Genomic DNA, 26450 nt, shown 5'->3' on the forward strand with positions numbered 1-26450 from the left:
GGCGCCGCAATCCGGGTAGTGTCCGGCGATAGGTCATCGGCGAGCCGCGATTTCCGTGGCTCCCGCAGGTCAGGGCCTTGTGGTTCCCCTTGCGGACGGTGTCCTCGGTACCGAACCAGTCCTAGCTCAATCCATCCATCCACACCCTGAGGTGAACGGCGTGGCCCTTCCGCCCCTTACCCCTGAACAGCGCACCGCCGCGCTCGCCAAGGCCGCCGAGGCTCGCCGGGAGCGCGCCGAGGTCAAGAACCGGCTCAAGCACTCCGGCGCCTCCCTGCACGAGGTGATCAAGGCCGGCAAGGCCGACAACGACGTGATCGGCAAGATGAAGGTCTCGGCCCTGCTGGAGTCCCTTCCGGGCGTCGGCAAGGTCCGCGCCAAGCAGATCATGGAGCGCCTCGGCATCAGCGAGAGCCGGCGTGTCCGGGGCCTCGGCACGAACCAGATCGCTTCCCTGGAGCGGGAGTTCGGCGGTGGCGCCGCCTGACCGTGCCCCCGTGGTCCCAGGATCCTCCGCGATCCGGGATAATCGGTGCATGAGTGAGCGTCCGCGGCTGACCGTGCTCTCCGGCCCTTCGGGGGTCGGCAAGAGCACGGTCGTCGCTCATATGAGGAAGATGCACCCCGAGGTCTGGCTCTCGGTGTCGGCGACGACCCGCCGTCCGAGGCCGGGCGAGAAGAACGGGGTCCAGTACCACTTCGTCGACAACGACGAGTTCGACAAGCTGGTCGCCAACGGCGAACTGCTGGAGTGGGCCGAGTTCGCCGGGAACCGCTACGGGACCCCGCGTGCGGCCGTGCAGGAGAAGCTGGAGCGCGGCGAGCCGGTGCTGCTGGAGATCGACCTCCAGGGCGCCCGTCAGGTCCGCGGCTCGATGCCCGAGGCGCAGCTGGTGTTCCTGGCCCCGCCGAGCTGGGACGAGCTGGTCCGCCGGCTGACCGGCCGGGGCACCGAGGCACAGGACGTGATCGAGAAGCGGCTGGAGGCGGCCAAGGTCGAGCTCGCGGCCGAGCCCGAGTTCGACACGACCCTGGTCAACACCTCCGTCGAGCAGGTAGCGGCCGAACTGCTAGCCTTGCTCGGTGTAGCCTGACCTGTCTGTCTTTTCCACCCTTTCGGAAGGTTTTAGCGTGTCCTCTTCGATGACCGCGCCCGAGGGCATCATCAACCCGCCGATCGACGAGCTGCTTGAGGCCACCGACTCCAAGTACAGCCTCGTGATCTACGCCGCCAAGCGCGCGCGGCAGATCAACGCGTACTACTCCCAGCTCGGCGAGGGCCTGCTGGAGTACGTCGGCCCGCTGGTCGACACCCACGTGCACGAGAAGCCGCTGTCGATCGCGCTGCGCGAGATCAACGCGGGCATGCTGACCGCCGAGGCGGTCGAGGCTGCCTGAGGCGGTCGCTGAATTTCCGGAAGGGCCCGGCGGAATCGTTTCCGCCGGGCCCTTCGGTGTTCCCCGGCGGGGCTCCGGTGTTCCCCGGGGTTGCGGTGTTCCCCGGGGGGTGCCGGTGTTGCCCGTGGGGTGCGCAGGCCCCCCGGAAGCCCGTTCCGCCGCGGGGAGGGGCGCCGAGCGGGTGCCGGCCGCGGGGCCGTAGGGTGGGCGCGTTCCCGATGCGGAGCCCCGATGCGGAGAAAGGCCGGTAGATGACTCTGAGTGCGGACGCCCCCCGCGTGGTCCTCGGCGTGAGCGGCGGGATCGCCGCGTACAAGGCGTGCGAGCTGCTGCGACGCTTCACCGAGTCGGGCCACCAGGTCACCGTGGTGCCGACCGCGGCCGCGCTGCACTTCGTCGGTGAGGCGACCTGGGCCGCGCTGTCCGGGCGTCCGGCCGCCACCGAGACCTGGGAGCGCGTGCACGAGGTGCCGCACGTGCGGATCGGGCAGCAGGCCGACCTGGTCGTGGTCGCCCCGGCAACCGCCGACCTGATCGCCAAGGCCGCCCACGGCCTCGCCGACGACCTGCTCACCAACACCCTGCTCACCGCCCGCTGTCCGGTCGTGGTGGCGCCCGCCATGCACACCGAGATGTGGGAGCACCCGGCCACCCGGGACAACGTGGCCACCCTGCGCCGGCGCGGCGTGATCGTGCTGGAGCCGGCCGTCGGGCGGCTGACCGGCAAGGACACCGGCAAGGGCCGGCTGCCCGAGCCGTCCGCGATCTTCGACGCCTGCCGGGCCGTGCTGCGCCGGGGCGGGCCGGTGCCGACCGACCTGGCGGGCCGGCACGTGGTGGTCTCGGCCGGCGGCACCCGGGAGCCGCTGGACCCGGTCCGCTACCTGGGCAACCGCTCCTCCGGCAAGCAGGGCTACGCGCTCGCCACGACGGCCGCGGCGCGCGGGGCCCGAGTGACGTTGCTCTCGGCCAATGCCGAGCTGCCGGACCCGGCCGGGGTGGACGTGGTGCACGTCTCGACCGCGCTGCAGCTGCGCGAGGCGGCGCTGGAGGCGGTCCGGGACGCGGACGCCGTGGTCATGGCCGCGGCGGTGGCGGACTTCCGGCCCGCCGAGTACGCGACCGGCAAGATCAAGAAGGTCGAGGGGGTCGAGCCGTCGCCCGTCGCCCTGGTCCGCAACCCCGACATCCTGGCCGAGGTGTCGGCCCGCCGGGCCCGTTCGGGTCAACTCGTGGTGGGTTTCGCGGCGGAGACCGACGACGTGCTCGCCAACGGCCGCGCCAAGCTCGCCCGCAAGGGCTGTGACCTGCTCGTCGTGAACGAGGTGGGCGACGGCAAGGCCTTCGGCACGGACGTCAACGAGGCCGTGGTTCTGGGCTCGGACGGCAGTGAGACCGCCGTTCCGGTGGGCCCGAAGGAGGCGCTCGCGGACGTGGTCTGGGACCTGGTCGCAAAGCGGCTGGAAATGGGCGGCAACTGATCGGAACCGGTCGCGCGGCGGTCGAGAAATCCTGAAGCGGGTGACGTTCGACGGAACCAGACCGTTAGACTCCAGGAATCAAGTCTTTCCGGAGTTCCCCGGGTCGCCCCGGGGAACTTCAGTCAGCAGCCGCTGCAACCCCAGGGAGCGCTGTGTCTCGCCGCCTGTTCACCTCGGAGTCCGTGACCGAGGGACACCCCGACAAGATCGCTGACCAGATCAGCGACACCATCCTTGACGCTCTCCTCCGGGAGGACCCGACGTCCCGGGTCGCCGTGGAGACGCTCATCACCACCGGCCAGGTGCACGTGGCCGGCGAGGTGACCACCAAGGCGTACGCGCCGATCGCCCAGCTCGTCCGGGACAAGATCCTGGAGATCGGCTACGACAGCTCCAAGAAGGGCTTCGACGGCGCCTCCTGCGGCGTCTCGGTGTCCATCGGTGCCCAGTCGCCCGACATCGCGCAGGGCGTCGACACCGCGTACGAGGCACGGGTCGAGGGTGACGAGGACGACCTGGACAAGCAGGGCGCCGGTGACCAGGGCCTGATGTTCGGCTACGCGTCCGACGAGACGCCCGAGCTCATGCCGCTGCCGATCACCCTGGCGCACCGCCTCTCCCGCCGCCTCACCGAGGTGCGCAAGAACGGGACCATCCCGTACCTGCGCCCCGACGGCAAGACCCAGGTCACCATCGAGTACGACGGCGACAAGGCCGTCCGCCTCGACACCGTGGTCGTCTCCACCCAGCACGCCAGCGACATCGACCTGGAGTCGCTGCTCACCCCGGACATCCGCGAGTTCGTGGTCGAGCCGGAGCTGAAGGCGCTGGCCGAGCAGGGCATCAAGCTGACCACCGAGGGCTACCGCCTGCTGGTCAACCCGACCGGCCGCTTCGAGATCGGCGGCCCGATGGGCGACGCCGGGCTCACCGGCCGCAAGATCATCATCGACACCTACGGCGGCATGGCCCGCCACGGCGGCGGCGCCTTCTCCGGCAAGGACCCGTCCAAGGTGGACCGCTCGGCCGCGTACGCGATGCGCTGGGTGGCGAAGAACATCGTCGCCGCCGGCCTCGCCCGCCGCGCCGAGGTGCAGGTCGCGTACGCGATCGGCAAGGCCGAGCCGGTCGGCCTGTTCGTGGAGACCTTCGGCACCGAGAGCGTGCCGGTCCTCGCGATCCAGAAGGCCGTCTCCGAGGTCTTCGACCTGCGTCCGGCCGCGATCATCCGCGACCTGGACCTGCTGCGCCCGATCTACTCCCAGACCGCCGCGTACGGCCACTTCGGCCGTGAGCTGCCGGACTTCACCTGGGAGCGCACCGACCGGGTGGAGCAGCTGAAGGCGGCCGTGCAGGACTGACGTCCGCGGCCCGGGCACCGGCGGTGCCCTGTGGCGCCGGACGGTGCCGAGCGGTGCCGAGCAGTGCCGAGCAGTGCTTGAGGCGGCGCCCGCCCCCGAACGGGGGCGGGCGCCGCTTCGTGCGTTGTCGGTGTGACCTGGTAGTACTTGGTGGCGATGAGCAGCACAGGGGAGAACGGGGGCGCCGAGCCCGAGCAGCTGGCGTTCATCCGGGAGACGGTCAAGCGGGCCAAGCCGCGCACCTGGCACGGGGCCAAACGGGCCGAGCACCTGCCGGTGGCCCGGGTCGTGGTGGACAAGGGCGTGCTCACCATCGACAAGTTCTTCGACTACGAGGTGCCGGCCGGCATGGCCGAGGAGGCCCAGCCCGGCGTGCGGGTCCGGGTGCGGTTCGGGGCCCGGGTGGTGCGGGGCCAGCGCGAGGGCGGGGAACTGCACGACGGCTTCATCGTCGCCCGGCTGGAGAAGAGCGACTTCGCCGGCCCGCTCGCCCCGCTGGCCCAGGTGCTCTCGCCCGAACCGGTGCTCACCCCGCAGCTGCTGCGGCTGTGCCGCACCGTCGCCGACCGGTACGCCGGGACGCTGGCCGACGTGCTCCAGCTCGCCGTCCCGCCCCGGCACGCCAAGGCCGAGGCCGAACCCTCGCCGCCCCCGCTGCCCCGCCCGGCCGCCCCCGCCCCCGGCGGCTGGCAGCGCTACCCGGCCGGACCGGACTTCCTCGCCGCCCTCGCCGGGGGCGGCTCGCCGCGCGCCGTCTGGTCGGCGCTGCCCGGCCCGGGCTGGCCGTACGAGATCGCCCGGGCGGTGGCCGCGACACTGGCGGGCGGGCGCGGGGCGCTGGTGGTGCTCCCGGAAGGACGCTCGGTGGCCCGGGTCGACCAGGCCCTGACCGAGCTGCTCGGCCCCGGGATGCACGTGGCGCTGGAGGCCGACCTCGGCCCGCGCGAACGCTACCGGCGCTGGCTCGCGGTGAGCCGCGGCTCGGTGCACGCCGTGATCGGGACCAGGGCCACCATGTTCGCGCCGGTGCGGGACCTCGGGCTGGTCGTCGTCTGGTCCGACGGCGACAACAGCCACAGCGACCCGCGCGCGCCGCACCCGCACGTGCGCGAGGTGGCGCTGCTGCGCGCCGCCGACGAGGGCGCGGCGGTGCTGCTCGGCGGGCACGCGGTGACGGTCGAGGGCGCGCAGCTGGTCAGCACCGGCTGGGCGCGCCCGCTGGTCGCGGACCGCGAGACGGTGCGGCAGGTCGCGCCCAGGGTGCGGACCGTCACCGACCAGGACCAGCACCGGGACGCCGCCGCCCAGGCCGCCCGGCTGCCCTCGGTGGCCTGGGAAGCCGCCCGGGAGTCCCTGGCCGCCGGCCACCCCGTGCTCATCCAGGTGCCCCGGCGCGGCTACGTGCCCAGACTGGCCTGCGGACGCTGCCGGACCCCCGCCCGCTGCCGGCGCTGCGAGGGGCCGCTGGAGGCACCCTCGGCGGACGCCCTGGTGTGCGGCTGGTGCGGGGAACCGGAGAACGACTGGCACTGCCCCGAGTGCGGGTCCTTCCGGCTGCGCGCCCAGGTGGTCGGGGCCCGGCGGACGGCGGAGGAACTGGGCAAGGCGTTCCCGCGCATCCCGGTGCGGACCTCGGGCCGGGACTCGGTGCTGGCCACCGTGCCGGACGAGCCCTCCCTGGTGATCTCCACGCCCGGCGCGGAACCGGTGGTGGAGGGCGGCGGGTACGGGGCCGCGCTGCTGCTCGACGGCTGGGCCCTGCTCAGCCGGCCCGACCTGCGGGCGGGGGAGGAGACGCTGCGGCTCTGGCTCGCGGCGGCCGCGCTGGTGCGCCCCTCGACGGAGGGCGGGACGGTGGTCGTGGTCGCCGAGCCGTCGGCCCGTCCCGTGCAGGCACTGGTCCGCTGGGACCCACTGGGGCACGCCGGACTGGAACGGGACGAACGGGCGCAACTGCACTTCCCGCCGGTCTCCCGGATGGCCTCGGTGAGCGGGAGCCCCTCGGCGGTCGCGGACCTGCTGAACCTGATCCGGCTGCCCGAGGGGGCGGACGTGCTCGGGCCGGTGCCGGTGCCGGCGCTGCGGGGGGAGGAGCAGGAGCGCGCGCTGCTGCGGGTGTCGCCCGGGCAGGGGGCCGCGCTGGCGACGGCGCTCAAGGCGGCGCAGATCGCGCGGATCGCGCTGCGGACGGCGGAGCCGGTGCGGGTGCGGGTGGATCCGACGGACATCGGCTGAGGGGCTGGGGAGCTGGGGGCTTCGCGGCCGGGCGGCCCGGGGCCTGGTGGGCCTGGGGGCCTGGTGGGTCGGCGGCCTGGTGATCGGGTGGCCCGGTGGGTCGGCGGTCCGGAGGCCCGGTGGGTCGGCGGTCCGGAGGCCCGGAGGCCCGGTGGGACGGGCCGATGGGGCGGGGTGAGTGGGCCACCCCGCCCCGGACGGCCCGGCTGCGGCGGCTCGGTCAGCCGCGCAGCGGGATGCCGGGCCGGTCCGGCTGGGGGCGGTCGACGGCGGTGCCGCGGTCGGTCGTACCGCGGTCGATCGGGGTGCGGTCGATGGCGCCGCGGTCCATCGAAGTGCGGTCCATCGGGGTGCGGTCCAGGACGGCGCGGTCCAGGCTGCTGCGGTCCAGGCCGCCCTGGCGGGCCGCCGGAACGGTCGTCGCCAGACCGGTGCGCTCGGCGCTGGCGGGCAGCTCCTCGGAGCGGTCCGGGCGGCTCTGGCCCGGGACGGCGCCGCTCGCGGCGAGGAGCTCGCTGGTCGGGCGGCGCATGCCGTAGCGCCGGTGCACCGCCTGCTTGGTGACCCCGAGGGCGGAGCCCACCGAGTCCCAGGAGAAGCCCAGCGCCCGGTCGAACTCGACCGCCGCCGCCACCAGGGTCTCCACGCTCTCCCGCAGCTCCTGCGCCAGGCGCACGGTCGGCGCCGGCGCCCGCCCGTACACCACGAAGCCGGCCGAGGTGCTCGGTCGGCGCGGACGGTAGACGTTGCCCAGTTGAGCGGTGAGCGTCCGCAGCGCGTCGACCTGCCGCCTCACCCGCTCGATGTCCCGCACCAGCAGGTGCAGGCTCGCCCGCGCCCGGGCGTCGTGGTTGATCTGCTCGGCCATGGCCTACGTGCCACCTTCCGTACGGTTGGGTCGGCCGGCACTCGGTGTCCCGATGCGCCCGGCCCCGGTCAATCTCTCTTGACCAACGCCGAAGCGGGGGCCGGGGTAACGCGGCTCGGCACAGTCGGGCCGCGGCGGCCGCCGATCCGGCCCCGGGGAAGCCCCCGTCGGGCGGCCGCGCGGGTTGCATAGACTGGCGGGTGAACCAGCGGCCGACCGCAGCCCGCGCCCCTACGGACAGGAGCCCGTACCCCGTGGCGATCCAGCCGATCCGTCTCTTCGGAGACCCCGTCCTGCGGTCCACCGCCAAGCCGGTGACCACCTTCGACAAGGAACTGCGCAAGCTGGTGGCCGACCTCACCGACACCATGCTGGACGCCCCCGGCGCCGGCCTCGCCGCGCCCCAACTCGGCGTCTCCCTGCGGGTGTTCACGTACCACGTGGACGGCGTCACCGGGCACCTGATCAACCCCGACCTGTCGCTGAGCGAGGAGGAGCAGGACGGCCCCGAGGGCTGCCTGTCGCTGCCCGGGCTGCGCTACGACACCAAGCGCGCGTACGGCGTGGTGGCCAAGGGCTTCAACATGTACGGCGATCCGGTGACGCTGGAGGGCACCCGGCTGCTCGCCCGGTGCATCCAGCACGAGACCGACCACCTGGACGGCATCGTCTTCATCGACCGTCTGGACCGGGAGCAGCGCAAGGCCGCGCTGAAGGCGATCCGGGAGGCGGACTGGGGCGGCGGGCCGGCCCCGGTGGTCAAGGTCTCGCCGCACAGCACCTTCGGCTCCGCCCGCTGACCCTCCGTCCCCCTCCTCGTCCGTTCCCCTGTCGCGGTCCGTCCCCCGCGGGCCTCACCGACTTCCTCCACCAGAAAGGCACTTGATGCGCCTCGTCTTCGCCGGCACCCCCGAGGTCGCCGTTCCCGCCCTGGACGCCCTGCTCGCCTCGGACCGGCACGAGGTCGTCGCGGTGGTCACCCGCCCCGACGCCCCGGCCGGGCGCGGGCGCAAGCTGGTCGCCAGCCCCGTCGCCCAGCGCGCCGAGGAGGCCGGGATCGAGGTCCTCAAGCCGGCGAAGCCCAGCGACCCGGACTTCGTCGCCCGGCTCACCGAGCTCGCCCCCGACTGCTGCCCGGTGGTCGCCTACGGCGCGCTGCTGCGCCCCGGCACCCTGGAGATCCCCAAGCACGGCTGGGTCAACCTGCACTTCTCGCTGCTCCCCGCCTGGCGCGGCGCGGCCCCGGTCCAGCACGCGGTGCTGGCCGGTGACGAGGTCACCGGCGCGTCGACCTTCCTGATCGAGCAGGGCCTGGACTCCGGCCCGGTCTACGGCGTGATCACCGAGGAGATCCGCCCGAGCGACACCAGCGGCGAGCTGCTCACCCGGCTCTCGGTCTCCGGGGCGCGGCTGCTCGCGGCCACCATGGACGGCATCGAGGACGGCTCCCTGCACGCCGTGCCGCAGCCGGCCGAGGGCGTCACCCTGGCGCCGAAGATCACCGTCGAGGACGCCCGGATCGACTGGAACCACCCCGCGCTGCGGATCGACCGGGTGGTGCGGGGCTGCGCGCCGGCACCGGGGGCCTGGACGGAGTTCCGGGGCGAGCGGCTGAAGGTCACCGGGCCGGTCCGGCTGCTGCCGGACTCCGCCGAGCTGGCGCCGGGCGAGGTCGCCATGGCGGGCAAGAACAGCGTCCGGGTCGGGACCGGCAGCCACGACGTCGAGCTCGGGGAGGTGCGTCCGCAGGGCAAGAAGGAGATGCGGGCCGCCGACTGGGCCCGGGGCGCGCGGCTGGAGGAGGGGGAGCGCTTCGGGGGCTGACACCCCGGTTTGGCGCTACTGTTCGTTCGAGGCCGATCGAGGCCGCCCGTGTTCGTCGACAGCCGTTCGTTGACAGCAGTTCGTTGACAGCAGTTCGTTGACAGCCGTTCGTTGATAGTCGTTCGTTGATAACCACCGCAGCACCTTGAGGCACCTGTGACCACCCCCAGCGCCAAGCGCGCCCCCCGCCCGCACCGCCGTCCGAAGAAGGACCCGGCCCGGATCGTCGCGTTCCGCGCACTGCGCGCCGTCGACGAGCGCGACGCGTACGCCAACCTGATCCTCCCCTCCCTGCTCCGCGAGGCCGAGCAGAAGGGCATGGACCGGCGCGACGCCGCCCTCGCCACCGAGCTGGTCTACGGCACCCTGCGCCTGCAGGGCACCTACGACGCGATCATCGCCGCCTGCATCGACCGACCGCTCAGCAAGGTCGACCCGCCGGTGCTGGACGTCCTCTCGCTCGGCGCGCACCAGCTGCTCACCACCCGCATCCCCAGCCACGCGGCCGTCTCGGCGACCGTCGAGCTGGCCCGGGTGGTGCTCGGCGACGGCAAGGCCAAGTTCGTCAACGCCGTGCTGCGCCGGATCAGCGCCCACGACCTGGACGCCTGGATCGAGCAGGTCGCCCCGCCGTACGACAAGGACGCCGAGGACCACCTGGCCGTCGTCCACTCGCACCCGCGCTGGGTGGTCTCCGCCCTCTGGGACTCGCTCGGCCGCTGGCAGCCCGACGCCTCCGGACGCACGGCGATGGAGGAACTGCTGCGGGCCGACAACGAGCGGCCCGAGGTCACCCTGATCGCCCGCCCCGGCCGGGCCACCGTCGGCGAGCTGGCCGACGCGCTGCCGGAGGCCGAGCCGGGCCGCTGGTCCCCGTTCGCGCTGCGGCTCGCCGAGGGCGGCGACCCGGGCTCCGTCGAGGCGGTCCGGGAGAACCGGGCGGGCGTGCAGGACGAGGGCAGCCAGCTGGTCGCGCTGGCGCTGGCCGCGGCGCCGCTGGACGGGCCGGACCGGCTCTGGCTGGACGGCTGCGCCGGCCCCGGCGGCAAGGCCGCGCTGCTCGGGGCGCTGGCCGCCGAGCGGGGCGCCGCGCTGGTCGCGAGCGAGAAGCAGCCCCACCGGGCCCGACTGGTGGCGCGGGCGCTGGAGGGCAACCCCGGCCCGTACACCGTGATCGCGGCCGACGGGACCCGCCCGGCCTGGCGCTCCGGCGGCTTCGACCGGGTGCTGGTCGACGTGCCCTGCTCCGGCCTCGGCGCGCTGCGCCGCCGCCCGGAGGCGCGCTGGCGGCGCCGGCCGTCCGACATCGCGGCCTTCGGCCCGCTCCAGCGGGACCTGCTGCGCTCGGCGATCGAGGCCACCCGGGTCGGCGGGGTGGTCGGCTACGCGACCTGTTCGCCGCACCTCGCGGAGACCCGCGCGGTCGTCGACGACGTGCTGCGGGCCGAGGGCGGCCGGGTCGAGTGGATCGACGCGCGCCCGCTGCTGCCCGGCGTCCCGGCGCTCGGCGACGGCCCGGACGTGCAGCTGTGGCCGCACCTGCACGGGACGGACGCGATGTACCTGGCGCTGCTGCGGCGCACCGCCTGAGACGGCGGCGGTGCCGGCCCCGGGAGGAGGCGGTGCCGGCCCCGGGCGGAGGCGGTCGTGCCTCCGGCCGGGGCCGCTCCCGTTTGGGGGCCGCTTCCGGCGGGGGCGTGATTCCGGCGGGGCGTGATTCCGGCGGGGCGTGATCCCGGCCGCCGGGTCGCCTCCGGCGGGGGCCACCTCCCCGGCGGGGGCTTGCATCTCCCGTGGGGGGAGGTAGCAGGGTGGGGTCATGAACGGCGACACGACGTACGGCATCGGTGAGCTGGCCCGGCGGACGGGACTGACGGTCAAGACCGTCCGCTTCTACTCGGACGCGGGCATCGTGTCGCCGGCCGACCGCAATCCGGCCGGCCACCGGCGGTACGGCGCCGACGCCGTCGCGCGCCTGGAACTGGTCCGCACCCTGCGGGAGCTCGGGCTCGGACTGTCCGTGATCCGGCGGGTGGTGGAGCGCGAACTGGTGCCGGCCGAGGTCGCCGCCGCGCAGGCGGAGGCGATCGACCTCCGGATCCGGGTGCTGCGGCTGCGGCGCGCCGTGCTCGGGGCGGTGGCCAGACTCGGTTCCACACCTGAGGAGTTGACGCTCGTGCACCGCTTGGCCCGGCTCACGGAGGACGAACGGGAGCGCCTGATCGGGGAGTTCCTGGCGGGGGTGTTCGGCGGAATCGGGGGCGGTGGGGCGGGGAGCGGCGGCGAGCGGTTCGCGGCCGCGGCGCGCTCGTTGACGCCGGAGCTGCCGCAGGATCCGTCGGTCGAACAGATCGAGGCCTGGGTGGAGTTGGCGCGGCTGGCGGGCGACGCCGGGTTCCGGGCGCTGCTGCGGGGGCTCGCCGAGGCGGAGGCCGCGGAGGCGGAGGTCGCCGAGACGGTGTTCCGGAAGTCCGCGGCCGGGGCGGCGGGAGCCGGATCGCGTGTACCGAGGCCCGGACTGGCGGTAGCGGTCGGGGAGTTGGCCGGACCGGCGGTCGCGGCCGGGGTGGAGCCGGGGTCGGCGGAGGCGGCCGCCGTGGTCGCGGAGCTGGTGGAACGGTACGGGCGGTGGTGCGCGGGGGCGGTGCCGGGGGATGCCGGGGCGGTGCGCGACCGGTTGGCGGAGCGGTTGGGGGCGATGGCCGATCCGCGGCGGGAGCGGTACCTGGAGCTGCTGGCGGTGGTCAACGGTTGGTCCCCGCCCGAGAGCCGGGCGGCGGAGATGGAGTGGGCGGTGCGCGCCGTGGCGTGAGCCGGGGCCGGTTCGGCGGGCGCGGGTGGGGTGGGCGCCGGTGGGGCGGCGCCGGTCGGCCGGTCCGCGTCGGGCGGCTACCGGCGGGTGGGGCCCGGGTAGGTGGTGAGGAAGGCGTGGGCCTGGGCGCGGAGGTGGTCGACCGGCGGGTCCTCGCAGATCACCTCCAGGCCGAGTCCGGTCGCCCGGCCCAGGTCGTAGTAGGACTGGTAGGCGAGGTACGGGCGGTGGTCGTCGGTGGGGTCGAGGCCGACGGCGAAGGTCGCGAAGTGGGGCCGCGACTCGCCCCCGGCCGGGTCCGGACCGGTGCGGGAGAGCTGCCACTCGAACTCGTACGGCTCGGGTTCGGCGGGCAGGTCCAGCAGGGCCTGGGCGAGGCGGCGGACCTCCTCCGGGTTCGCGAAGGGGATCGACTCCGACCAGGAAGGGGCGGAGGCGAGCAGCTCCCAGTCGGCGCCGTTGTGGCCGACGGTCAGGGCCCACTCGCCGTTCGGGTCCTGCCAGCGGCAGCTGATGATCGGGTCCACGGTGGTCAACCTCCCAGTGGCACTGGATCGTTCGTGCCTCCTCATCGTGGCACACCGGGCGGGGTCGGGGGCGCGGACCGTGCTCGGGCCCGCTGCCAGGCCTCCTGGAGCGTGCGGTACCCGAGGACGGTGATGCCGTGTTCGGTGAGCAGCCGACGGGCCTCGGGGGAGACCAGGAACGCGTGGTCGGTGCGCCGGACGTCCCAACCATCCCCCGGGGCCTGGGAGTTCGCTCTGGCCAGGGCCGGGTGCAGGGCCCACTCGGTGAGGCCCGGCGGGAGGGCGGCGAGCAGGCGGGCGTAGTGGGCGGGCTTGTCGTCCAACGGGACGGTGAAGCTGTCGAGGAAGCCGCGGTCCACCACCGGCAGGCCGCGCTCGCGCATCCGGGCCGACGCGGGTGGCAGCCAGACCCGGACCGCCAGGCCGTACTCGGCGCCGAGCGCGAGGGTGAGGTCGAGGATGTCCGCGCGGCCGCCGTCGGCCAGGCAGTGGAAGTCCAGGTGGGTCGGGGCGAGGCCGGCGGCCGCCACCGCGTCGATCTGGGCGCGGAACTCGCGCTCGACCTCGTCGAGCCGGGCCTGGGCGAGTAGCGCGGCGCGTCCGGCGGGGGTGGGGGCGAAGAACGCGCCCGAGGCGTCGAGCAGGGAGGGAACCCGGTCTCGGGCGGTGAGCGGGCCCCAGCGGAGGTCAGCGGACTCGCAGACCATCGTCAGGTGGACGCCGAAGGGGACCTCCGGGTGCCGGCGCAGCAGCCGGAGCGCGTGCGGCGCGGCGGCGCAGGGCGTCATCAGGCTGCAGGAGGCGGCGATGCCGTTCCGGACGGCGTCGATCACGGCGAGGTTGACGGACTCGTGCAGGCCGAGGTCGTCGCAGTTGAGCAGCAGGAGGCGGGCGTCGGGCGGCCGGCCGAGGAGGTGGTTGGCGGTGGGGAGCGGGGGTGGGGGCGTGGGCGGAGGCTTGGGTGGGGGCGGGGCGTCGGCTGCGGGCATGGGCAGCAGTCTGTCCCGGTGGTGCGGGCGGGCGCGCGGGGTTTTCCGGGTGCCGTGGGCGAGCGGGGTACCGGTCAGTCGGTGTCGGTGTCGGTGTCGGTGTCGGTGTCGGGCACCGGGTGCCAGGGGCGGTCGGGGCGGGTGGGGACCGGGGCCGAGGTGAGGCGCAGCGCGTACACCTCGCGGTCGGAGGCCTCGTGCGGCACCGGACCGAGGTACTCGTGGCCGGTCAGGTGGCACCAGGCGGGGAGGTCGAGCGGGGCGGCGGGGTCGGTGGTGTGGATGTGCACCACCGCGCCGGCGGGGAGGTGCGCGATCCGGGCGCGCAGCCGGAGCAGGAGCTGGACACAGAGCAGCCCGGTGCCGTCGACGGTGAGATCGGGGGCGAGGCCGGCGGCCCGCGCGGCGGTTCCGGAAACGGCGGTTCCGGAAGCGGCGGCCTCGGGGGCGATCGCCTCGGGGATGGCCGCCTCGGGGGCGGTCGTCTCCGGGGTGGCGGCGTCGGGGGCGGTCATCGGGGGGTCTCCTGGGTGATGCGCCAGAGGCGGCGGGGCAGTTCGCCCTCCTCGAAGGGGTGGACCTCGGTCAGGTGCCAGCCCTCGGCGAGCGAGTCCACCAGCTCGCGGGGGAAGAAGTGGACGGCGAAGCCGCCGTGCTCCCAGATGTCGTCCCCGTGGCCGGTGCCTGCGCCGTAGTGGGCGTCACCGGTGTGGCGGACGGTGTAGACGAGGGTGCCGCCCGGGCGCAGGACCCGGCGGACCTCGGCGACCAGCGCCTCGATCTCCTCGGTGGAGAGCGCCATGCAGAGCAGCATGTGGGCGAAGACCGCGTCGACGGAGGCGTCGGGGAGGGGCAGCGGGGTGCGGACATCGTGGGTGAGGGCCGAGAGCCGGTCGGCCAGGCCCTGGTCCGCCGCGGCGGCGCGCAGCTGCCGCAGACCGGTCGGGCTGAAGTCGGTGGCCAGCACGTGGAAGCCGGCCCGGGCGAAGTGCAGTGCGTCCCGGCCGTGCCCGGCGCCGAGTTCCAGCACGTCCCGTGCCCCGGCGGCGGCGAACACCTCGGCGGCGTACTCGGCCGGGGTGGAGGGTTGCTCGCCGTACATCCCGGGGTTGGCGGTGTAGGTCTGCTGCCAGTGCGCGCGTTGGGCGTCGGCGAGGGCCTGCTCCCGGCCGGGCCCGGTGCCGGGGGTGTCGGTCATGGTGCTGCCCTCCGCGGGGTCGGGGTGGTACGGGTGGTGCGAGTGGTGCGAGTGGTGCGGGGCCAGCCTAGGACGTGGGGTGGAACGGCGGGTGGGGTGGGGGCGGTGTGCCCGGGGGCGTGCGGCCCGGCCGGGAGTGGGGCTCGGTCGGGAGGGGGCCCGGCCGGGAGCGGGGCTCTCAGCCGAGGCGTTGGCCGGGCGCGGTGCCGCCGAGGCGGGTGAGCAGGGTGGAGAGCCGGCCGAGGTCCTCGGGGGTCCAGCGGTCCGCCGCGAAGTGGTCGGCGGCGACCTGGCGGGCGGTGTGCAGCATGTCGGCGAGCCGTTCGCGGCCGGTAGGGGTGAGGGCGGCGTAGGCCACCCGGGCGTCACGGGCGGCGGCCTCCCGGGCGACCAGGCCGATCCGCTCCAGCGGTGCGAGGCCGCGGGTCACGCCGGAGGCGGTGAGCCCGAGGGCTTCGGCGAGGTCGACCCGGCGCATCCGGCCGCCGGGGGCCTGGGAGAGGTGGAGCAGCATGGTGAAGTCGGCCAGGCTGACGCCGTGCAGGCCGCCGAGGCTCGCGTCGAAGCGTTTGACCAGGGCGGTCTGGGCGCGGACCAGCCGCAGGGCGGTGTCCAACGGGTCGGGGCCGGGGCTCGTGCCGGGGTTCGGGCTCGTGCCGGGGTTCGGTGCGGCCGGGGCGGTCCCGGTCGGCTCCGTGCGCTCGGTCTGCTCCGGGTGTTCCGGGTGCTCTGTCATTTGCCACCTCCTTGACTGCTCAAGCATATCTCCATGCGGAGCCCTCAAGGAGGTGGCCGGGGGGGGAGGGGTCGGGTCAGCGGGCGGTGCCGGCGGCGCGGCGCTGTCGCTTGCCGAGGGGCGCCTGGGAGAGGTCCTCGGCCTGGGAGCGGAGGTTCTTCCAGCCGTAGCCGCGTTCGGTGAGCCAGTCGCGCGCCGACTGCTCGGCCCGCTCGGTGGCCTCCAGGATGTCCTCCTCGGCCTCGCCCTCGTCGAGGAAGCGGAAGGTGAAGGCGGTGCGCGCGGAGAGGTCGTAGCTGAGGTGCCCCTCGCGGGTGAACGCGGCGCGCAGGACGTCGTGCTCGGGGGCGGCGGCGAGCAGGTCGGCGCGCTGGTCCTCGGTGAGGCCGTCGAAGACGCCGCGCACCATGATGCGGAAGGTTCGTGTGGTCATCCCCCGACCATAGGCAGTGCGGACCGTCGACCGCCAACGCGATTTCGGCGCCCGGAGCGGCGCGGGGTCCGCGACGGGCGTGGTCCAACGGGCCGGCGCGGACTCACCGGGCCGGGGTGAGTGCCTCGGCGAGACCGTCCGCGTACCGGGTGAGCCGGTCACGCTCGGGGCCGCTCCGGGCGCGCCGGAAGCCGTGCCGCCGGCCTCGGAACGCGGCTCGGACGGCGTGGAGTTGGGCCCAGCGGCGGGTGCGTTCGCGGTCCAGCTCGGCGGCCTCGGCGAAGACGTCGAGCGCGCGCAGGACTGTTCGGTGCTGGTCCGGCGCGTCGAGCAGGGTCAGGGCGTGGACCGTGAGCAGGGTGCCGCCGTCGTAGGCCCGGTCTCCGGCGTACCCCTTCGGATCCACGGCCAGCCAGGGTTCGCGCTCGGCCCGCAGGATGTTGCGGGGGTGGAGGTCGCCATGGACGAGCACGCCGGGCTGGGCGCGCCCGAGTTCGCGGACGGTCGCGAGGGCGGCGCCCACCGTGCGGGCCGGCAGGGCGTGGGGCAGGGAGGCCGCGTCGGCGCGCAGCCGGGCCTCCCAGTCGGCTGCCCGCTCGCTCAGCCGGGGCAGGCCCGGTGGCGCCGGGACGGCGAGCCGGCGGCTGAGCCGCCCGGCGACCGTCAGTACCTCGTCGCCGTCCCGGACCTCCGCGAGCGTCGTCGGGCTCGCACGTTCGAGCAGCATCGCGAACCGCCCGTCGCACCGTTCGTACAGCCGGACGGCGCCCCGGCCCGCCCACACCGCGAAGGCGTCCGGCTCGTGGACGTTGCCCGGGTGAGGGAAGGAGACCTTCAGCACGGCGGTGCGCCCCGCCGACTGTCGGACCGGGAGGACCAGGCCGACTCCGCCGTGGGTGGCCGGGCCGTCCGGCGCGCAGTCCCAGCGGTCCAGCAGCTCGGTGGCGAGGCGGGGGAGTCCGGCGATCCAGGCCGCGCCGGGGGCTCCCTCGCGGTCGACGGTGGTGCGGGCGAGCCCGTCGGGGACGGCGATCACGCGGTTTCCTCCCGGGGTGGGGGCGGTGGCGGAGGGCGGGGCGGGCGGCGCCGGGGACGGGCGGGTGCGGCCGGGCTCAGGAAGCGAAGGGGCCGAAGGCCGTGACGGCGAGGCGGAGCGCCGGTGCCGGGGTGGGCTCCCAGGTGCCGACGGAGTAGACCAGCCGCTTGCGCAGGTCCGGCGTGGCGAACAGGCCGTCGGCGTACCCGAGGTCGTGCCCGGTCTTGCCCCAGACCACCGTGCCGTCCTGCAGGGGGATGGCCATCAGTCCGGCGCTGTAGCAGGCCCGCCCCTTGTCCGGCCCGAACCGGCACTCGCCCGCCCCGCGCACGGGCACCGGCCGGCCGGAGGCGTCCCGCGGCAGGGTGAACAGTTCCCGCAGCTGCTGGGGAGGCAGGAGTTCGCCGTCCAGCAGGGCGCGCAGGAAGCGGTCGAGGTCGGCCGGGGTGGACACCATCGATTCAGGGTTGCCGCCCTGCTCGGAGACGTCCGTCGGGATGTGGGCGTTGTCGGGGTAGTAGCCGGCCAGGCGGGGCTCGGGCATCGCGGGCCTGCCTTCCGTCACCTCGGTGTGCCGCAGGCCGAGCGGCTCCAGGACGCGGGCCGTCACCTCCTCCCTGATCGTGTGCCCGGTCATCTGCTCGATGATCCGGCCCGCCAGCCGGTAGTTGAAGTTGTTGTACTCCTGTTCGGCGCCCGGGGCGAAGGCGGGCTTCGGCTCGGGCAGGCCCTTCTCGGGGTCGGGGTGGAGCGTCCGCCGGACGACCTCGTCGAGCGTCTCGACCGTGAAGCGCCGGGCGATCAGGTCGTCGTTGTCCTTGACGTCCGGGCCCTCGACGGCCTGCGGAAGGCCGCTGGTGTGGTTGAGGAGCTGGCGGACGGTGATCGGCAGGGCGAAGGCCGCGGGCAGCGTGCCGGGCAGGTACTGCTGGACGGTGCCGTCCAGTGAGATCCGTCGCTCGGCGGCCAGTTGGAGCAGCACTGCGGCGACGAAGGTCTTGTTGATGCTGCCGATCCGGAACGCGGCGTTCGGTGCCACGGGCCGTCCGCTCACCGGATCTCCGGCGCTGCCGCGCCAGACCAGGCCGTCGGCTGTCACCCGGGCGACGGCGCCCGCGGCCGGATCCCCTGGCCGGGCGGCGAACGCGGCGTCGAGGGCGGCCGGATCGAGGCGGGTGAGCGGTATCCGGCCGGCGGGGCCGGCAGGGCCGGCTGATGCGGCGGCGAGGGCGGGCGCGGTGGGTGCGGCCGCGAGAGCCACGGCGGCGAGGCCCAGGGCGAGGGCGGCGGACTTGGTGGTGGCCATGTGTTCTCCGAAGCGGTCGGGACGGGTGCGGGTCGGACTGACCCGCCCAGGAGTACACGAGACTGGCGGACGGTCAGTTGCAAGCGGACGGCGGGGAACCGCTGGGCTCGGTCGACGAACACGGTGGAGGCTCCTTCCCCGGCGGCCCGGGTGGCCGCCGTGGTGATGCCCCAAGACTGACCGCCGGGACCCCGTTCGCACATGTGCCGATCGGCAGGAATCCCGCGGAAACGCGACCGGGCCTCCCCTGCCGATCGGCAGGGGAGGCCCGGGACGCGGGGGCGTGGGACGCGGGGGGTGGAGCGGGGGAGTGCGGGCTACACCCGCGCCGGGAGCCGGGTGCAGACCGCCCCCGCCATCAGCGGAGCGGGCTCGGCGCCCAGGGTGGCCAGGGTGAAGGCGGTGGTCAGCGCGCTGATGTCGCGGGACTCGCGGAACAGGTAGTGGTTGGCTCCCGGGGCCTCGTAGCGCGCGAGGTCCGGCACCACCCGCCGGGCGCGCAGCGCGTACTCGAGGGACCGGGTGGCACTGGCCGTGCTGTGGTCCCCGGTGCCGTGGACGATCAGCACCCGCCGCCCGGCCAACTGGTCGACCGGGTCGCCGCTGGGCAGCCAGGGCGCGATCCCGGCCACGCCGACCACCGAGGGGTGCCCGGCGGACCAGAAGGCGGCCCGCCCGCCCAGTGAATTGCCGATCAGGACGACGGGTGCGCCCGGGTACGTCCGGGTGAGTTCGTCGAGCGCCCAGCGGGTGTCGACGGCGGTGTCGGCGTCGGCGCCGTTCCAGCCGCCGACGCGGTAGCGCAGCAGGTGCACCGCGAGACCGTGCGGCCGGCCGCGCTCGGTGAGCTCGGCGGCCAGGTCCCGCAGGCCCAGCTCGGCGACCCTCATCGGTGCGCGCCGACTGCGGATGAATCCGCCCGGCAGCAGCAGGGCGACGCCGGTGACCGGCTCCTCCCCCTGCCACGGGGCCAGCTCTGCGGTGCGCGGACGCTGCGCTCGGAACACGCGAATTCCCTCCTGATGTGTACAGGCGGATTCTACGGTTCCGAGGACGGGTCGCGGTGCGCGAGCAGGGACCACAGGACCCAGCCGGAGACCCGGGTACGCACCACCATGACCTTCGCCCAGCGGGCGCCGAGCGGCGAGGTCCAGGTGTCCACCACCTCCACCCGGTCACCCGAACGGGCGAGTCCGATGACGGTGTCCTCACCGAAGTGGTCGACCCGGACGTTGGCGGCGCCGGCCGACACCTCCCACCAGCCCGCGCCGAGCTCGGGCGGCAGGTCGGAGCCGGCGGTGACGGCCGCCGGGATGAGCAGGATGCCCAGCGCGACCACGGTGGCCGTCGCACGGCCGATCACGGCCACGGGAACCTCCTCCCTGTGGTGCTGGGCGCGGGCAGCGGGAACGGAGGGGGCTTCTGGGGAGGCATGTACTGCAGAACGAGCCGACCGGGCGTACGCGTACTGTCCGGTGCCGAGGTGCACCCGGTCGGCTCAGCACGATGTGGAGACCCTGTGTGCGGGTGGCTCCGGGCCGCCCCGGGCGGGTCCGCGGCCTGTGTCAACTCTCCACCCGTGGCGCAGGGTTGGCGCGCCGTGGCGGACGGTCGGCGACGCGCTCCGCCGTCTCGGCCCGTTCGTTCGGCGGTGCGGGTGCGGGTGCGGGTGCGGGTGCGGGTGAGGTCCGGTCGGGTGCGCCGCGCCGGGTCGGCCCGGGTTTCGAAACCCCTTGCGGGCGAAGGGTGGTAACACTGTTTCCGATGGGTTACGTTGTTACCCATGAGCACGCCCTACCAGGACGCGCAGCGGATCGGCCAGGACGCCGTCCGCGCCGTGATCCTCGACCGCGCCATCTCCCTCCTCGTCGCCGAAGGCCCCGCCGCGCTGACCGTGCGCCGGATCGCCGCCGAGGTCGGCTCCTCGACCAAGGTGCTGTACACGATGTTCGGCGGGAAGGAGGGGCTGCTCGACGCGCTGTACCGGGAGGGCTTCGCGCGACTGCGCCGGGCCCAGGAACAAGTCCCGCGCGGCAGCGACCCGTTGGCGTACCTGACCGAGCTCGGCCGCGCGTACCGCGAGCGGGCGATCGCCGAACCCGCCTACTACCGGGTGATGTTCGAGCAGCCGGTGCCCGGATTCCGCCCCGGCGCCGAGGCGTTGGCGGTGGCCGACAGCGCGTTCGGCGCCTCGGTGGCCGCGGTGCAGGCCTGTGTGACGGCCGGGGTCTTCCGGCCCGGCGACGCCCACGAGGTCTCCAAGCTCTTCTGGGCGGCCACCCACGGCGCGGTGAGCCTGGAGCTCGCCGGCCACTTCGCGCCGGCCGAGGCCGGGGCGCGCTACGAGGCGCTGATGGCCGCCCTGGGGCGGGCGTTCGGAGCCGACACCCGATCACCGGACGAGAGGCAGACACCATGAGCACCGGCGACCCGATCCGCACCGACCCGATCCGCAGCGGCACGGCTCGCGCCGACCCGATCCGCAGCAGTACGGCCCGCAACCGCTACCTGTCCGGGAACTTCGCCCCGGTGACCGAGGAGGTCACCGTCCACGACCTGCCCGTCACCGGCCGGATACCGGTCCACCTCGACGGCCGCTACCTGCGCAACGGCCCCAACCCGCTGGGCATCGAGGACCCCGCCGCCCACCTGTGGACCCTCGGCGCGGGCATGGTGCACGGCGTCCGGATCCGCGACGGCCGGGCCGAGTGGTACCGCAACCGCTGGGTCCGCTCCGGTGCCGTCGCCGACCGGCTCGGCGAGCCCCGGCGCGGCACGCCCGTCGACGAGCGGCTCGACATCTCCCCCAACGTGCAGGTCGCGGGCCTGGCCGGGCGCACCTACGCGCTGATCGAGGGCGGCATCCGCCCGTACGAACTCACCTACGAGCTGGACACGGTGGGGCCGTGCGCGCTGGGCGCCACGCCGCAGGGGTACAGCGCCAACGCCCACTCGATCCTCGACCCGCACACCCGGGAACTGCACTCGCTGGCCTTCCGGTACGGCTCCGAGCAGGTGCAGCACATCGTGATGGACGCCGCCGGGACCGTCCGGCGCAGCACGCTGATCGAGGTGCCGGGCAACCCGTACATGCACGACTTCGCGCTGACCGAGCGGTTCGTGCTGCTGTACGACACACCGGTGGTGTTCAGCGCGGCGCACCTGGCCACCGGAGTGCCCTTCACCTGGGACGAGCGGCGTGCCGCCCGGGTCGGGGTGATGCCGCGCGAGGGCGGCCCGGTGCGGTGGTTCGAGCTCACCCCGCACCTGGTCGGGCACACCCTCAACGCGTACGAGCGGACGCCGGACGTGCTGGTGGTCGACGTGGTGCGGCACCCGTCGGGCATGGACCTGCGCGCCATCGGCGCCAGCCGGCCCACGCTCGACCGCTGGACGCTCGACCTGGCGGCGGGCACGGTGCGGGAGGAACGGCTGGACGACCGGGTCCAGGAGTTCCCCCGCCTCAACTCGCGCCACACCGGCCGCCCTTACCGCTACGGCTACGCGGCCGCCGTCGAGCTCTACGCGCCGCCGACCGGCCCCGGGGACGACCGCCCGGACGAGGGCTTCAGCAACGCCCTGCTCAAGCACGACCTGCTCCGCGGGACCGTCGAGGCCCACGAGTTCGGGCGGGACGGCGCCGTGGGCGAGGCGGTGTTCGTCCCCGCCGAGTCGCCGGCGGCGGAGGACGACGGGTACCTGATGGCGTACGTCCACGACCCGGCGCGCGGTGCGGCGGACCTGGTGATCCTGTCCGCGCAGGACTTCACCGGCGAGCCCGTCGCCCGCGTCCACCTGCCGGTGCGGGTGCCGCTGGGACTGCACGGGAACTGGGTGCCGGGCGGGGAGCCGGCCGCGGGCGGGGACCGGGGCGGGGACACGGGCTGGAGCTGAGGGGTTGCGACCTGCCCGCCGTGCGACGGACGCCCCCGGCGCCGCCGCGAGGCCGGCGCGGCGGCCCGGGCGTGGTCACCGCGGCCTGGTGGCCCGGAGCGAGTAGGTCTGCGGGGCGGGGGAGCCGGCCGGGACGCGGAAGTGGCCGTGGGCGTGCTCGTGCAGGAAGTCCAGGCGCAGGCCCGCGGCGGCCAGGGCGGTGACGACGTCGCCGAGGCCGTGCTGCCACTGGACGGTGACGGTGGCGTCGAGCCGGGCGTCCGGGTCGGCGTAGGTGCCGGGGTAGTCGACGACGATCGGGGTCCGTTCGAAGTAGTCCTCCTCGAAGCCGCGCCCGTCGTCGGCGAGGACGTCGGCCACCGGGTGGTGCTCGGCGAGGTAGAGGAAGCCGCCGGGGGTGAGGAGCGCGGCGACCGTCCGGGCCCAACGGGTGAGGTCGGGGAGCCAGCAGAGCGCGCCGAAGCCGGTGTAGACGATGTCGTACGTCCGTCCGTCGAGGGCCTCGGCGGCCTCGTAGACGTCGGCGGTGACGAAGCGGGCGTCGGTGGCGCCGATCCTGGCGGCGAGGCCCTCGGCGGCCGCGACGGCCGGGGCGGAGAAGTCGAGCCCGGTGACGACGGCGCCGCGGCGGGCCCAGGAGAGGGTGTCGAGCCCGAGGTGGCACTGGAGGTGCAGCAGCGTGCGGCCGGTGACGTCGCCGACCTCGGTGGGTTCAAAGTCCCGTAGGGTGTCACGGCCCGCGACGAAGCCGGGCAGGTCGTAGAACGGGCCGTCGGCGTGCACGGGGACGCGCTCGTCCCAGTTGGCGCGGTTCGCCGTGCGCCAGTCGGGGGTGGTGGGAGTCGTGGTCATGCCGGGCAACGCTAGTCAGCGCCGTGCCGGCGGACAATCGATTTCCGCAGGCCGGGCGGGGCGGAGGGAACGGGGCCGGCCCTGGGTATGTGCGGTCATGGCCGGGGTTTTCCCTGCTCTTTGTTTCGGATCATGGCTCGCTCTGCGACGATCCGATGATCGTCGCCCCGACGCGGTGGGCGGCGCGTCGCAGGGGAGAAACCGGCATGGCCGTTCAGGCCGAGGACAGTGTCGTCCGGGCGAGGTGGCGAGCCAGGTGGGGCCCGGGGTTCGCCTGGGACAAGGAGACCTGGATGGTGGTCTCCGGCGGAGTGCTGGGGGCGATGTTCGCGACCATGGGGCTGGCGGTGCTGTTCGGCCCGGCGAACGGGTTCGGCGGCGACAGCCTCGCGTTCATGGGGATCATCAGCATCCTCGGGCTGATGCCCTGCGGCGCGGGCTTCGTCTGGGCGCTGATCCACCCGAGGACCGGGTTCCCCTCCGCCGCCGTCGGGGCGCTGCTGGGGCTCGGGATCTTCGTCGGCTTCGCCGGGGACGGCCTCAACGACTCCTGGAAGGCGCCGCTGGACCGGCCGTCCACGATCCGCGCGGTGGGCAGCTGGACCAGCGGGGACCTCGTCGTGCGGGCCCGGCCCGACCTGGTGGTGGCGTACCGCCGCGCCACCGGGGCCGTCGCCTGGCGCTGGACCCCGCCCGGGGAGGACACGGTGTGCGCGATGAGCCGGGCGACCGGCTCCGACGGGACGGGCCGCGGCGGCGCCGTCGGCCTGATCGGCCATGCGGCGCACGACAAGCCGTGCGCCGCCGTCACCGCCCTCGACCTCGACGACGGCAGGGAGGGCTGGACCGCCGCCGTGGACGCGCCCGCCCGCGACGGCGACGACGCGGCACCGGACGTCGTCGCGGTGGCCGGGCAGCAGGCCCTGCTCCAGGAGAAGACCGGCTGGCGCGCCGTACGGCTGGCCGACGGCCGGGACCTGTGGCGCAGCCCGGCCGATCCCGGCTGCGCCCCGCTGCAGGTCGCGGGCGGGCCCGCGGACGCCGTCACGGTCGCGCAGTGCGGCGACGCCACCCAGCCCGTGCTGCGCACGCTGACCCCCGCGGACGGCCGTGAACAGCGGCGGATCGTGCTGCCCGCGGCCGGCGGGCTGAAGAACCTCGCGGTGGTGTCGGTCGACCCGCTCGCGGTGTGGGTGGACGCCCAGGCCGAGCGCGGCACCCACGCGGTGCTCAGCTTCGACCGGAGCGGCCGGCAGCAGGCGGCCATAGCGGTCGCCGGGGACGAGTACGACCTGGACGTGATGCTGGGCGGGCTGCACGCCTTCGACGAGTTCAGCGCCCGGCCGCTGTTCGGCGGGGTGGTGGTGGGGGACCTGTTCGTCGTACCCGGCGAGAAGCCCGGCGACGTCGGCATCAGTGGCGGCAAGCACCCGAGCCGGACCGCCACCGGCCGGCTGCTGGCGTACTCGCTCACGGACGGCCGCAAGCGGTGGACGGCCGGGCTGGACGACCAGGTGACCGGCCTGGTGGTGGACGGCGGCTCGGTGTGGGCGATGACCCGGGGCCGGGTGACCAGGGTGGAGGCGGCGACCGGGCGGCAGAGCGCCGTGCTGGACGTCAACGACACCGCGTCCCTCTATCCGGTGGACCTGTCGGTCTCGGGCTCGGAGCGGTTCACGGTGGTGGCGGAGGACGGGACGAGGGACGAGCCGCCGGTGCGGGTGATGAGCTGACCCGGCGGTGCCCGGGAGGTACCGGGTGGTACCGGGAGGTACCGGTCGGCGGGCGGGCGGGCCCGGGGCCGGGGCGGCGCGGAGGCGAGGGGCGGAAGGGCCGCCGGAACGGGGCTCCAGGGGCACACCGGGCCCGCGACCGGAGGATCTGAGCCTTCCGGGTGGTTGTGTCAGTCTGGGTGGGGGAGCACCGCCGAGACCGGGAGGCTCGTGATGGCCGAGATCAGGGTGAACGGGGTGGCGCTGCACTACGAGGCCCACGGCGAGGGCCCCGGCGTCGTCCTGGTGCACGGTTCCTGGAGCGACGCGGACTCCTGGGCACGGGTGCTGCCGGGCCTGGCGGAGTCCACCACCGCGGTCGCCTACGACCGCCGGGGGCACAGCCGCAGCGAGGACCTGCTCACCCAGGGTTCGGTGCACGAGGACGCGGCCGACCTGGCCGGACTGATCCAGGGACTGGGCCTCGCGCCCGCCTTCGCCTACGGCGACTCCTACGGCGCGCTGGTCACCCTCCGGCTCGCCACCGCCCGGCCCGACCTGCTGCGCGGGATCGCCGTGCACGAGCCGCCGGGCTCCGGCGTCCTGCTCGCCGACCCGGACCTGCGGCCGATCGGCACCGCCTTCGCCGACCGGATCGCCGCCGTCCGGGAGCTGCTGGAGCAGGCCGAGTCGGCCGCCGCCGCCGAGCTGTTCGTGGATAGCCTCGCCTTCGGCCCCGGCGCCTGGGAGCAGCTGCCCGCACCCGTCCGGCACACCTACATCCGCAACGCGCCCACGTACCTGGACGAGCTGCGCGACCCGGACGCCCTCGACCTCGACCTCGCTGGGCTCGCGCGCTACGGCGAGCCCGCCCTTCTCACCCAGAGCGACGACAGCGCGCCGATGTTCGGCGAGGTGCTGGACCTGATCGACCTCTCGCTGCCCAAGGCGGAGCGCCACCTGTACGAGGGAGCCGGGCACGCCCCGCACCTGTCGCAGCCGGAGGAGTGGGTGCGGGTTGTGCTGCCGCGGGCGCTGGCCTGACCGGTTGCGGGGAGTCGCTCCGACCCGTCGTCGGGGGCGTCCTGACCTGCCGTGGGGGTACGCCCTGACCTGCTGCGGGGGTACGCCGTGACCCGCCGTCGGGGTACGCCCTGACCCGCTGCGGGGGTTCGTCCCTGGCCGCATCCCCGGATATCCGCTCGCTTCGAAGTCTCCCGGGGCGCAGGCTGCTTCCGTGACCGCGCCGGCCCGGCGCGGTGCGAGCGGAAGGACGAACATGACGAGCACGCGCGGCCGCTTCGCCGCCCTGCTGGGCGCCGTCGCGGTGGTCGCCGGCACCACCCTGGCCACCCCCGCCCTCGCCTCCACCGGGGTCTCCTCCGGGGTCTCCTCCGGAGTCTCCACCGGGATCTCCACGGGCGCCTCCACCGGAACCGGCGCCCAGGTCGCCCCGGCCCGCCCCGGCGGCGGGATCACCGGTCAGGCGCCCTGCCCGGACGCGCCCGAGTTCACCTGCGGGACCCTCACCGTCCCACTCGACCACCGTGGCGCCGTCCCCGGCACCCTCGACCTCGCGGTAGCCGTAGCCGGCAACACCACCGCCCCCAAGGGCGACCTGCTGTTCCTCACCGGCGGCCCCGGCCAGCCCGGCGTCCCGGCGATGAAGCGGATCGCGGGCAAGCTGGAGCCCGTCCTCAAGGACTACCGGCTGGTCATGTACGACCAGCGCGGCACCGGCCGGGGCGCGCTCCAATGTCCCGGCCTCCAGGAGGACATGGGCTCCTC

25 protein-coding genes and 2 pseudogenes are annotated in these 26450 nt (G+C 74.9%); 15 read left to right on the plus strand and 12 right to left on the minus strand.

The window, feature by feature from the left end:
- Positions 1–160 precede the first annotated feature (160 nt).
- The 6 genes from mihF to AB0E96_RS07045 all read left to right on the plus strand — a co-directional run bounded on the left by mihF (position 161) and on the right by AB0E96_RS07045 (position 6475).
- Positions 161–487: an integration host factor, actinobacterial type gene (gene mihF, locus AB0E96_RS07020; protein ID WP_030056187.1), complete on the plus strand. Its 327-nt coding sequence runs from the start codon at positions 161–163 to the stop codon at positions 485–487.
- A 49-nt stretch (positions 488–536) separates the two neighbouring features.
- Positions 537–1094 (plus strand): guanylate kinase, encoded by a 558-nt coding sequence (gene gmk, locus AB0E96_RS07025; protein WP_359819538.1) that lies wholly within the window; start codon positions 537–539, stop codon positions 1092–1094.
- Between the two features lie 37 nt (positions 1095–1131).
- Positions 1132–1398: a DNA-directed RNA polymerase subunit omega gene (rpoZ, locus tag AB0E96_RS07030; protein WP_030056185.1), complete on the plus strand. Its 267-nt coding sequence runs from the start codon at positions 1132–1134 to the stop codon at positions 1396–1398.
- Between the two features lie 251 nt (positions 1399–1649).
- Positions 1650–2879, plus strand: coding sequence for a bifunctional phosphopantothenoylcysteine decarboxylase/phosphopantothenate--cysteine ligase CoaBC (gene coaBC / locus AB0E96_RS07035; protein ID WP_359819541.1), 1230 nt, complete (start codon positions 1650–1652; stop codon positions 2877–2879).
- Positions 2880–3031: 152 nt separating this feature from the next.
- Positions 3032–4240, plus strand: coding sequence for a methionine adenosyltransferase (gene metK / locus AB0E96_RS07040; protein ID WP_074002394.1), 1209 nt, complete (start codon positions 3032–3034; stop codon positions 4238–4240).
- A 156-nt stretch (positions 4241–4396) separates the two neighbouring features.
- Complete coding sequence (locus AB0E96_RS07045) at positions 4397–6475, plus strand: primosomal protein N' (RefSeq protein WP_359819544.1); 2079 nt, start codon at positions 4397–4399, stop codon at positions 6473–6475.
- 523 nt (positions 6476–6998) lie between these two features.
- Here the strand turns inward: AB0E96_RS07045 and AB0E96_RS07050 are convergent.
- Positions 6999–7343 (minus strand): annotated as a pseudogene (locus AB0E96_RS07050) (hypothetical protein); the annotation flags it as partial.
- Positions 7344–7597: 254 nt separating this feature from the next.
- On the opposite strand from AB0E96_RS07050, the gene def reads away from it, so the two are divergent.
- From def to AB0E96_RS07070, 4 genes are all read left to right on the plus strand, one after another.
- Positions 7598–8143, plus strand: a complete 546-nt coding sequence (gene def / locus AB0E96_RS07055) for a peptide deformylase (RefSeq protein ID WP_359819547.1) — start codon at positions 7598–7600, stop codon at positions 8141–8143.
- A gap of 85 nt (positions 8144–8228) precedes the next feature.
- Positions 8229–9167: a methionyl-tRNA formyltransferase gene (gene fmt, locus AB0E96_RS07060; RefSeq protein ID WP_359819550.1), complete on the plus strand. Its 939-nt coding sequence runs from the start codon at positions 8229–8231 to the stop codon at positions 9165–9167.
- Between the two features lie 156 nt (positions 9168–9323).
- Complete coding sequence (locus AB0E96_RS07065) at positions 9324–10757, plus strand: transcription antitermination factor NusB (RefSeq protein WP_359819552.1); 1434 nt, start codon at positions 9324–9326, stop codon at positions 10755–10757.
- A gap of 229 nt (positions 10758–10986) precedes the next feature.
- Positions 10987–11979 carry a MerR family transcriptional regulator gene (locus AB0E96_RS07070; protein ID WP_359819555.1) on the plus strand — a complete coding sequence of 331 codons (993 nt, stop codon included), beginning with the start codon at positions 10987–10989 and terminating at the stop codon, positions 11977–11979.
- Between the two features lie 77 nt (positions 11980–12056).
- On the opposite strand, the gene AB0E96_RS07075 is transcribed toward AB0E96_RS07070, so the two are convergent.
- The 10 genes from AB0E96_RS07075 to AB0E96_RS07120 form a co-directional block, all read right to left on the minus strand.
- Entirely contained in the window at positions 12057–12506 is a 450-nt protein-coding gene (locus AB0E96_RS07075; protein ID WP_359819557.1) for a hypothetical protein, read from the minus strand.
- Positions 12507–12547: 41 nt separating this feature from the next.
- Complete coding sequence (locus AB0E96_RS07080; protein ID WP_359819560.1) at positions 12548–13495, minus strand: polysaccharide deacetylase family protein; 948 nt, start codon at positions 13493–13495, stop codon at positions 12548–12550.
- Positions 13496–13569: 74 nt separating this feature from the next.
- Positions 13570–14010: a sulfurtransferase TusA family protein gene (locus AB0E96_RS07085; protein ID WP_359819563.1), complete on the minus strand. Its 441-nt coding sequence runs from the start codon at positions 14008–14010 to the stop codon at positions 13570–13572.
- Positions 14007–14693, minus strand: a complete 687-nt coding sequence (locus tag AB0E96_RS07090) for a class I SAM-dependent methyltransferase (RefSeq protein WP_359819566.1) — start codon at positions 14691–14693, stop codon at positions 14007–14009. The genes AB0E96_RS07085 and AB0E96_RS07090 overlap by 4 nt, the downstream gene beginning before the upstream one ends.
- Positions 14694–14871: 178 nt before the next feature.
- Positions 14872–15429 carry a MarR family winged helix-turn-helix transcriptional regulator gene (locus AB0E96_RS07095; RefSeq protein WP_359819568.1) on the minus strand — a complete coding sequence of 186 codons (558 nt, stop codon included), beginning with the start codon at positions 15427–15429 and terminating at the stop codon, positions 14872–14874.
- Positions 15430–15505: 76 nt separating this feature from the next.
- Complete coding sequence (locus tag AB0E96_RS07100) at positions 15506–15862, minus strand: DUF6204 family protein (RefSeq protein ID WP_359819571.1); 357 nt, start codon at positions 15860–15862, stop codon at positions 15506–15508.
- A 103-nt stretch (positions 15863–15965) separates the two neighbouring features.
- Complete coding sequence (locus tag AB0E96_RS07105; protein ID WP_359819574.1) at positions 15966–16898, minus strand: aminoglycoside phosphotransferase family protein; 933 nt, start codon at positions 16896–16898, stop codon at positions 15966–15968.
- Between the two features lie 76 nt (positions 16899–16974).
- Positions 16975–18204 carry a serine hydrolase domain-containing protein gene (locus tag AB0E96_RS07110; protein WP_359819577.1) on the minus strand — a complete coding sequence of 410 codons (1230 nt, stop codon included), beginning with the start codon at positions 18202–18204 and terminating at the stop codon, positions 16975–16977.
- Positions 18205–18521: 317 nt separating this feature from the next.
- Complete coding sequence (locus tag AB0E96_RS07115) at positions 18522–19211, minus strand: alpha/beta hydrolase (RefSeq protein WP_359819580.1); 690 nt, start codon at positions 19209–19211, stop codon at positions 18522–18524.
- 32 nt (positions 19212–19243) lie between these two features.
- On the minus strand, positions 19244–19573 hold the full coding sequence (locus AB0E96_RS07120; RefSeq protein WP_359819583.1) for a hypothetical protein: 330 nt from the start codon (positions 19571–19573) through the stop codon (positions 19244–19246).
- A gap of 414 nt (positions 19574–19987) precedes the next feature.
- Here AB0E96_RS07120 and AB0E96_RS07125 point away from each other — a divergent pair, with 414 nt between their 5' ends.
- Positions 19988–20623 carry a TetR/AcrR family transcriptional regulator gene (locus AB0E96_RS07125; protein ID WP_359819586.1) on the plus strand — a complete coding sequence of 212 codons (636 nt, stop codon included), beginning with the start codon at positions 19988–19990 and terminating at the stop codon, positions 20621–20623.
- Complete coding sequence (locus tag AB0E96_RS07130; RefSeq protein ID WP_359819589.1) at positions 20620–22098, plus strand: carotenoid oxygenase family protein; 1479 nt, start codon at positions 20620–20622, stop codon at positions 22096–22098. The genes AB0E96_RS07125 and AB0E96_RS07130 overlap by 4 nt, the downstream gene beginning before the upstream one ends.
- A gap of 75 nt (positions 22099–22173) precedes the next feature.
- Here the strand turns inward: AB0E96_RS07130 and AB0E96_RS07135 are convergent, their stop codons facing one another.
- A complete protein-coding gene (locus tag AB0E96_RS07135) occupies positions 22174–22950 on the minus strand; it encodes a class I SAM-dependent methyltransferase (protein WP_359819592.1) in 777 nt (258 codons plus the stop codon).
- Between the two features lie 206 nt (positions 22951–23156).
- Here AB0E96_RS07135 and AB0E96_RS07140 point away from each other — a divergent pair, with 206 nt between their 5' ends.
- The 3 genes and pseudogenes from AB0E96_RS07140 to AB0E96_RS07150 all read left to right on the plus strand — a co-directional run.
- Positions 23157–24683 carry a PQQ-binding-like beta-propeller repeat protein gene (locus tag AB0E96_RS07140; RefSeq protein ID WP_359819595.1) on the plus strand — a complete coding sequence of 509 codons (1527 nt, stop codon included), beginning with the start codon at positions 23157–23159 and terminating at the stop codon, positions 24681–24683.
- 213 nt (positions 24684–24896) lie between these two features.
- Positions 24897–25706: an alpha/beta hydrolase gene (locus AB0E96_RS07145; protein ID WP_359819598.1), complete on the plus strand. Its 810-nt coding sequence runs from the start codon at positions 24897–24899 to the stop codon at positions 25704–25706.
- 235 nt (positions 25707–25941) lie between these two features.
- Positions 25942–26450 (plus strand): annotated as a pseudogene (locus AB0E96_RS07150) (hypothetical protein); the annotation flags it as partial.

Source organism: Kitasatospora sp. NPDC036755, from assembly GCF_040636595.1.
In the GTDB taxonomy this organism is placed as follows: domain Bacteria; phylum Actinomycetota; class Actinomycetes; order Streptomycetales; family Streptomycetaceae; genus Kitasatospora.

Coding starts and splice junctions, on each gene's coding strand:
- AB0E96_RS07045 (WP_359819544.1), top strand. CDS start 4,397: ATGAGCAGCACAGGGGAGAACGGGGGCGCCGAGCCCGAGCAGCTGGCG.
- AB0E96_RS07080 (WP_359819560.1), bottom strand. CDS start 13,495: ATGCCCGCAGCCGACGCCCCGCCCCCACCCAAGCCTCCGCCCACGCCC.
- AB0E96_RS07135 (WP_359819592.1), bottom strand. CDS start 22,950: ATGACCACGACTCCCACCACCCCCGACTGGCGCACGGCGAACCGCGCC.
- coaBC (WP_359819541.1), top strand. CDS start 1,650: ATGACTCTGAGTGCGGACGCCCCCCGCGTGGTCCTCGGCGTGAGCGGC.
- AB0E96_RS07130 (WP_359819589.1), top strand. CDS start 20,620: ATGAGCACCGGCGACCCGATCCGCACCGACCCGATCCGCAGCGGCACG.
- AB0E96_RS07090 (WP_359819566.1), bottom strand. CDS start 14,693: ATGACCGACACCCCCGGCACCGGGCCCGGCCGGGAGCAGGCCCTCGCC.
- AB0E96_RS07140 (WP_359819595.1), top strand. CDS start 23,157: ATGGCCGTTCAGGCCGAGGACAGTGTCGTCCGGGCGAGGTGGCGAGCC.
- AB0E96_RS07095 (WP_359819568.1), bottom strand. CDS start 15,429: ATGACAGAGCACCCGGAACACCCGGAGCAGACCGAGCGCACGGAGCCG.
- gmk (WP_359819538.1), top strand. CDS start 537: ATGAGTGAGCGTCCGCGGCTGACCGTGCTCTCCGGCCCTTCGGGGGTC.
- AB0E96_RS07125 (WP_359819586.1), top strand. CDS start 19,988: ATGAGCACGCCCTACCAGGACGCGCAGCGGATCGGCCAGGACGCCGTC.
- AB0E96_RS07070 (WP_359819555.1), top strand. CDS start 10,987: ATGAACGGCGACACGACGTACGGCATCGGTGAGCTGGCCCGGCGGACG.
- AB0E96_RS07110 (WP_359819577.1), bottom strand. CDS start 18,204: ATGGCCACCACCAAGTCCGCCGCCCTCGCCCTGGGCCTCGCCGCCGTG.
- AB0E96_RS07100 (WP_359819571.1), bottom strand. CDS start 15,862: ATGACCACACGAACCTTCCGCATCATGGTGCGCGGCGTCTTCGACGGC.
- AB0E96_RS07145 (WP_359819598.1), top strand. CDS start 24,897: ATGGCCGAGATCAGGGTGAACGGGGTGGCGCTGCACTACGAGGCCCAC.
- AB0E96_RS07085 (WP_359819563.1), bottom strand. CDS start 14,010: ATGACCGCCCCCGACGCCGCCACCCCGGAGACGACCGCCCCCGAGGCG.
- fmt (WP_359819550.1), top strand. CDS start 8,229: ATGCGCCTCGTCTTCGCCGGCACCCCCGAGGTCGCCGTTCCCGCCCTG.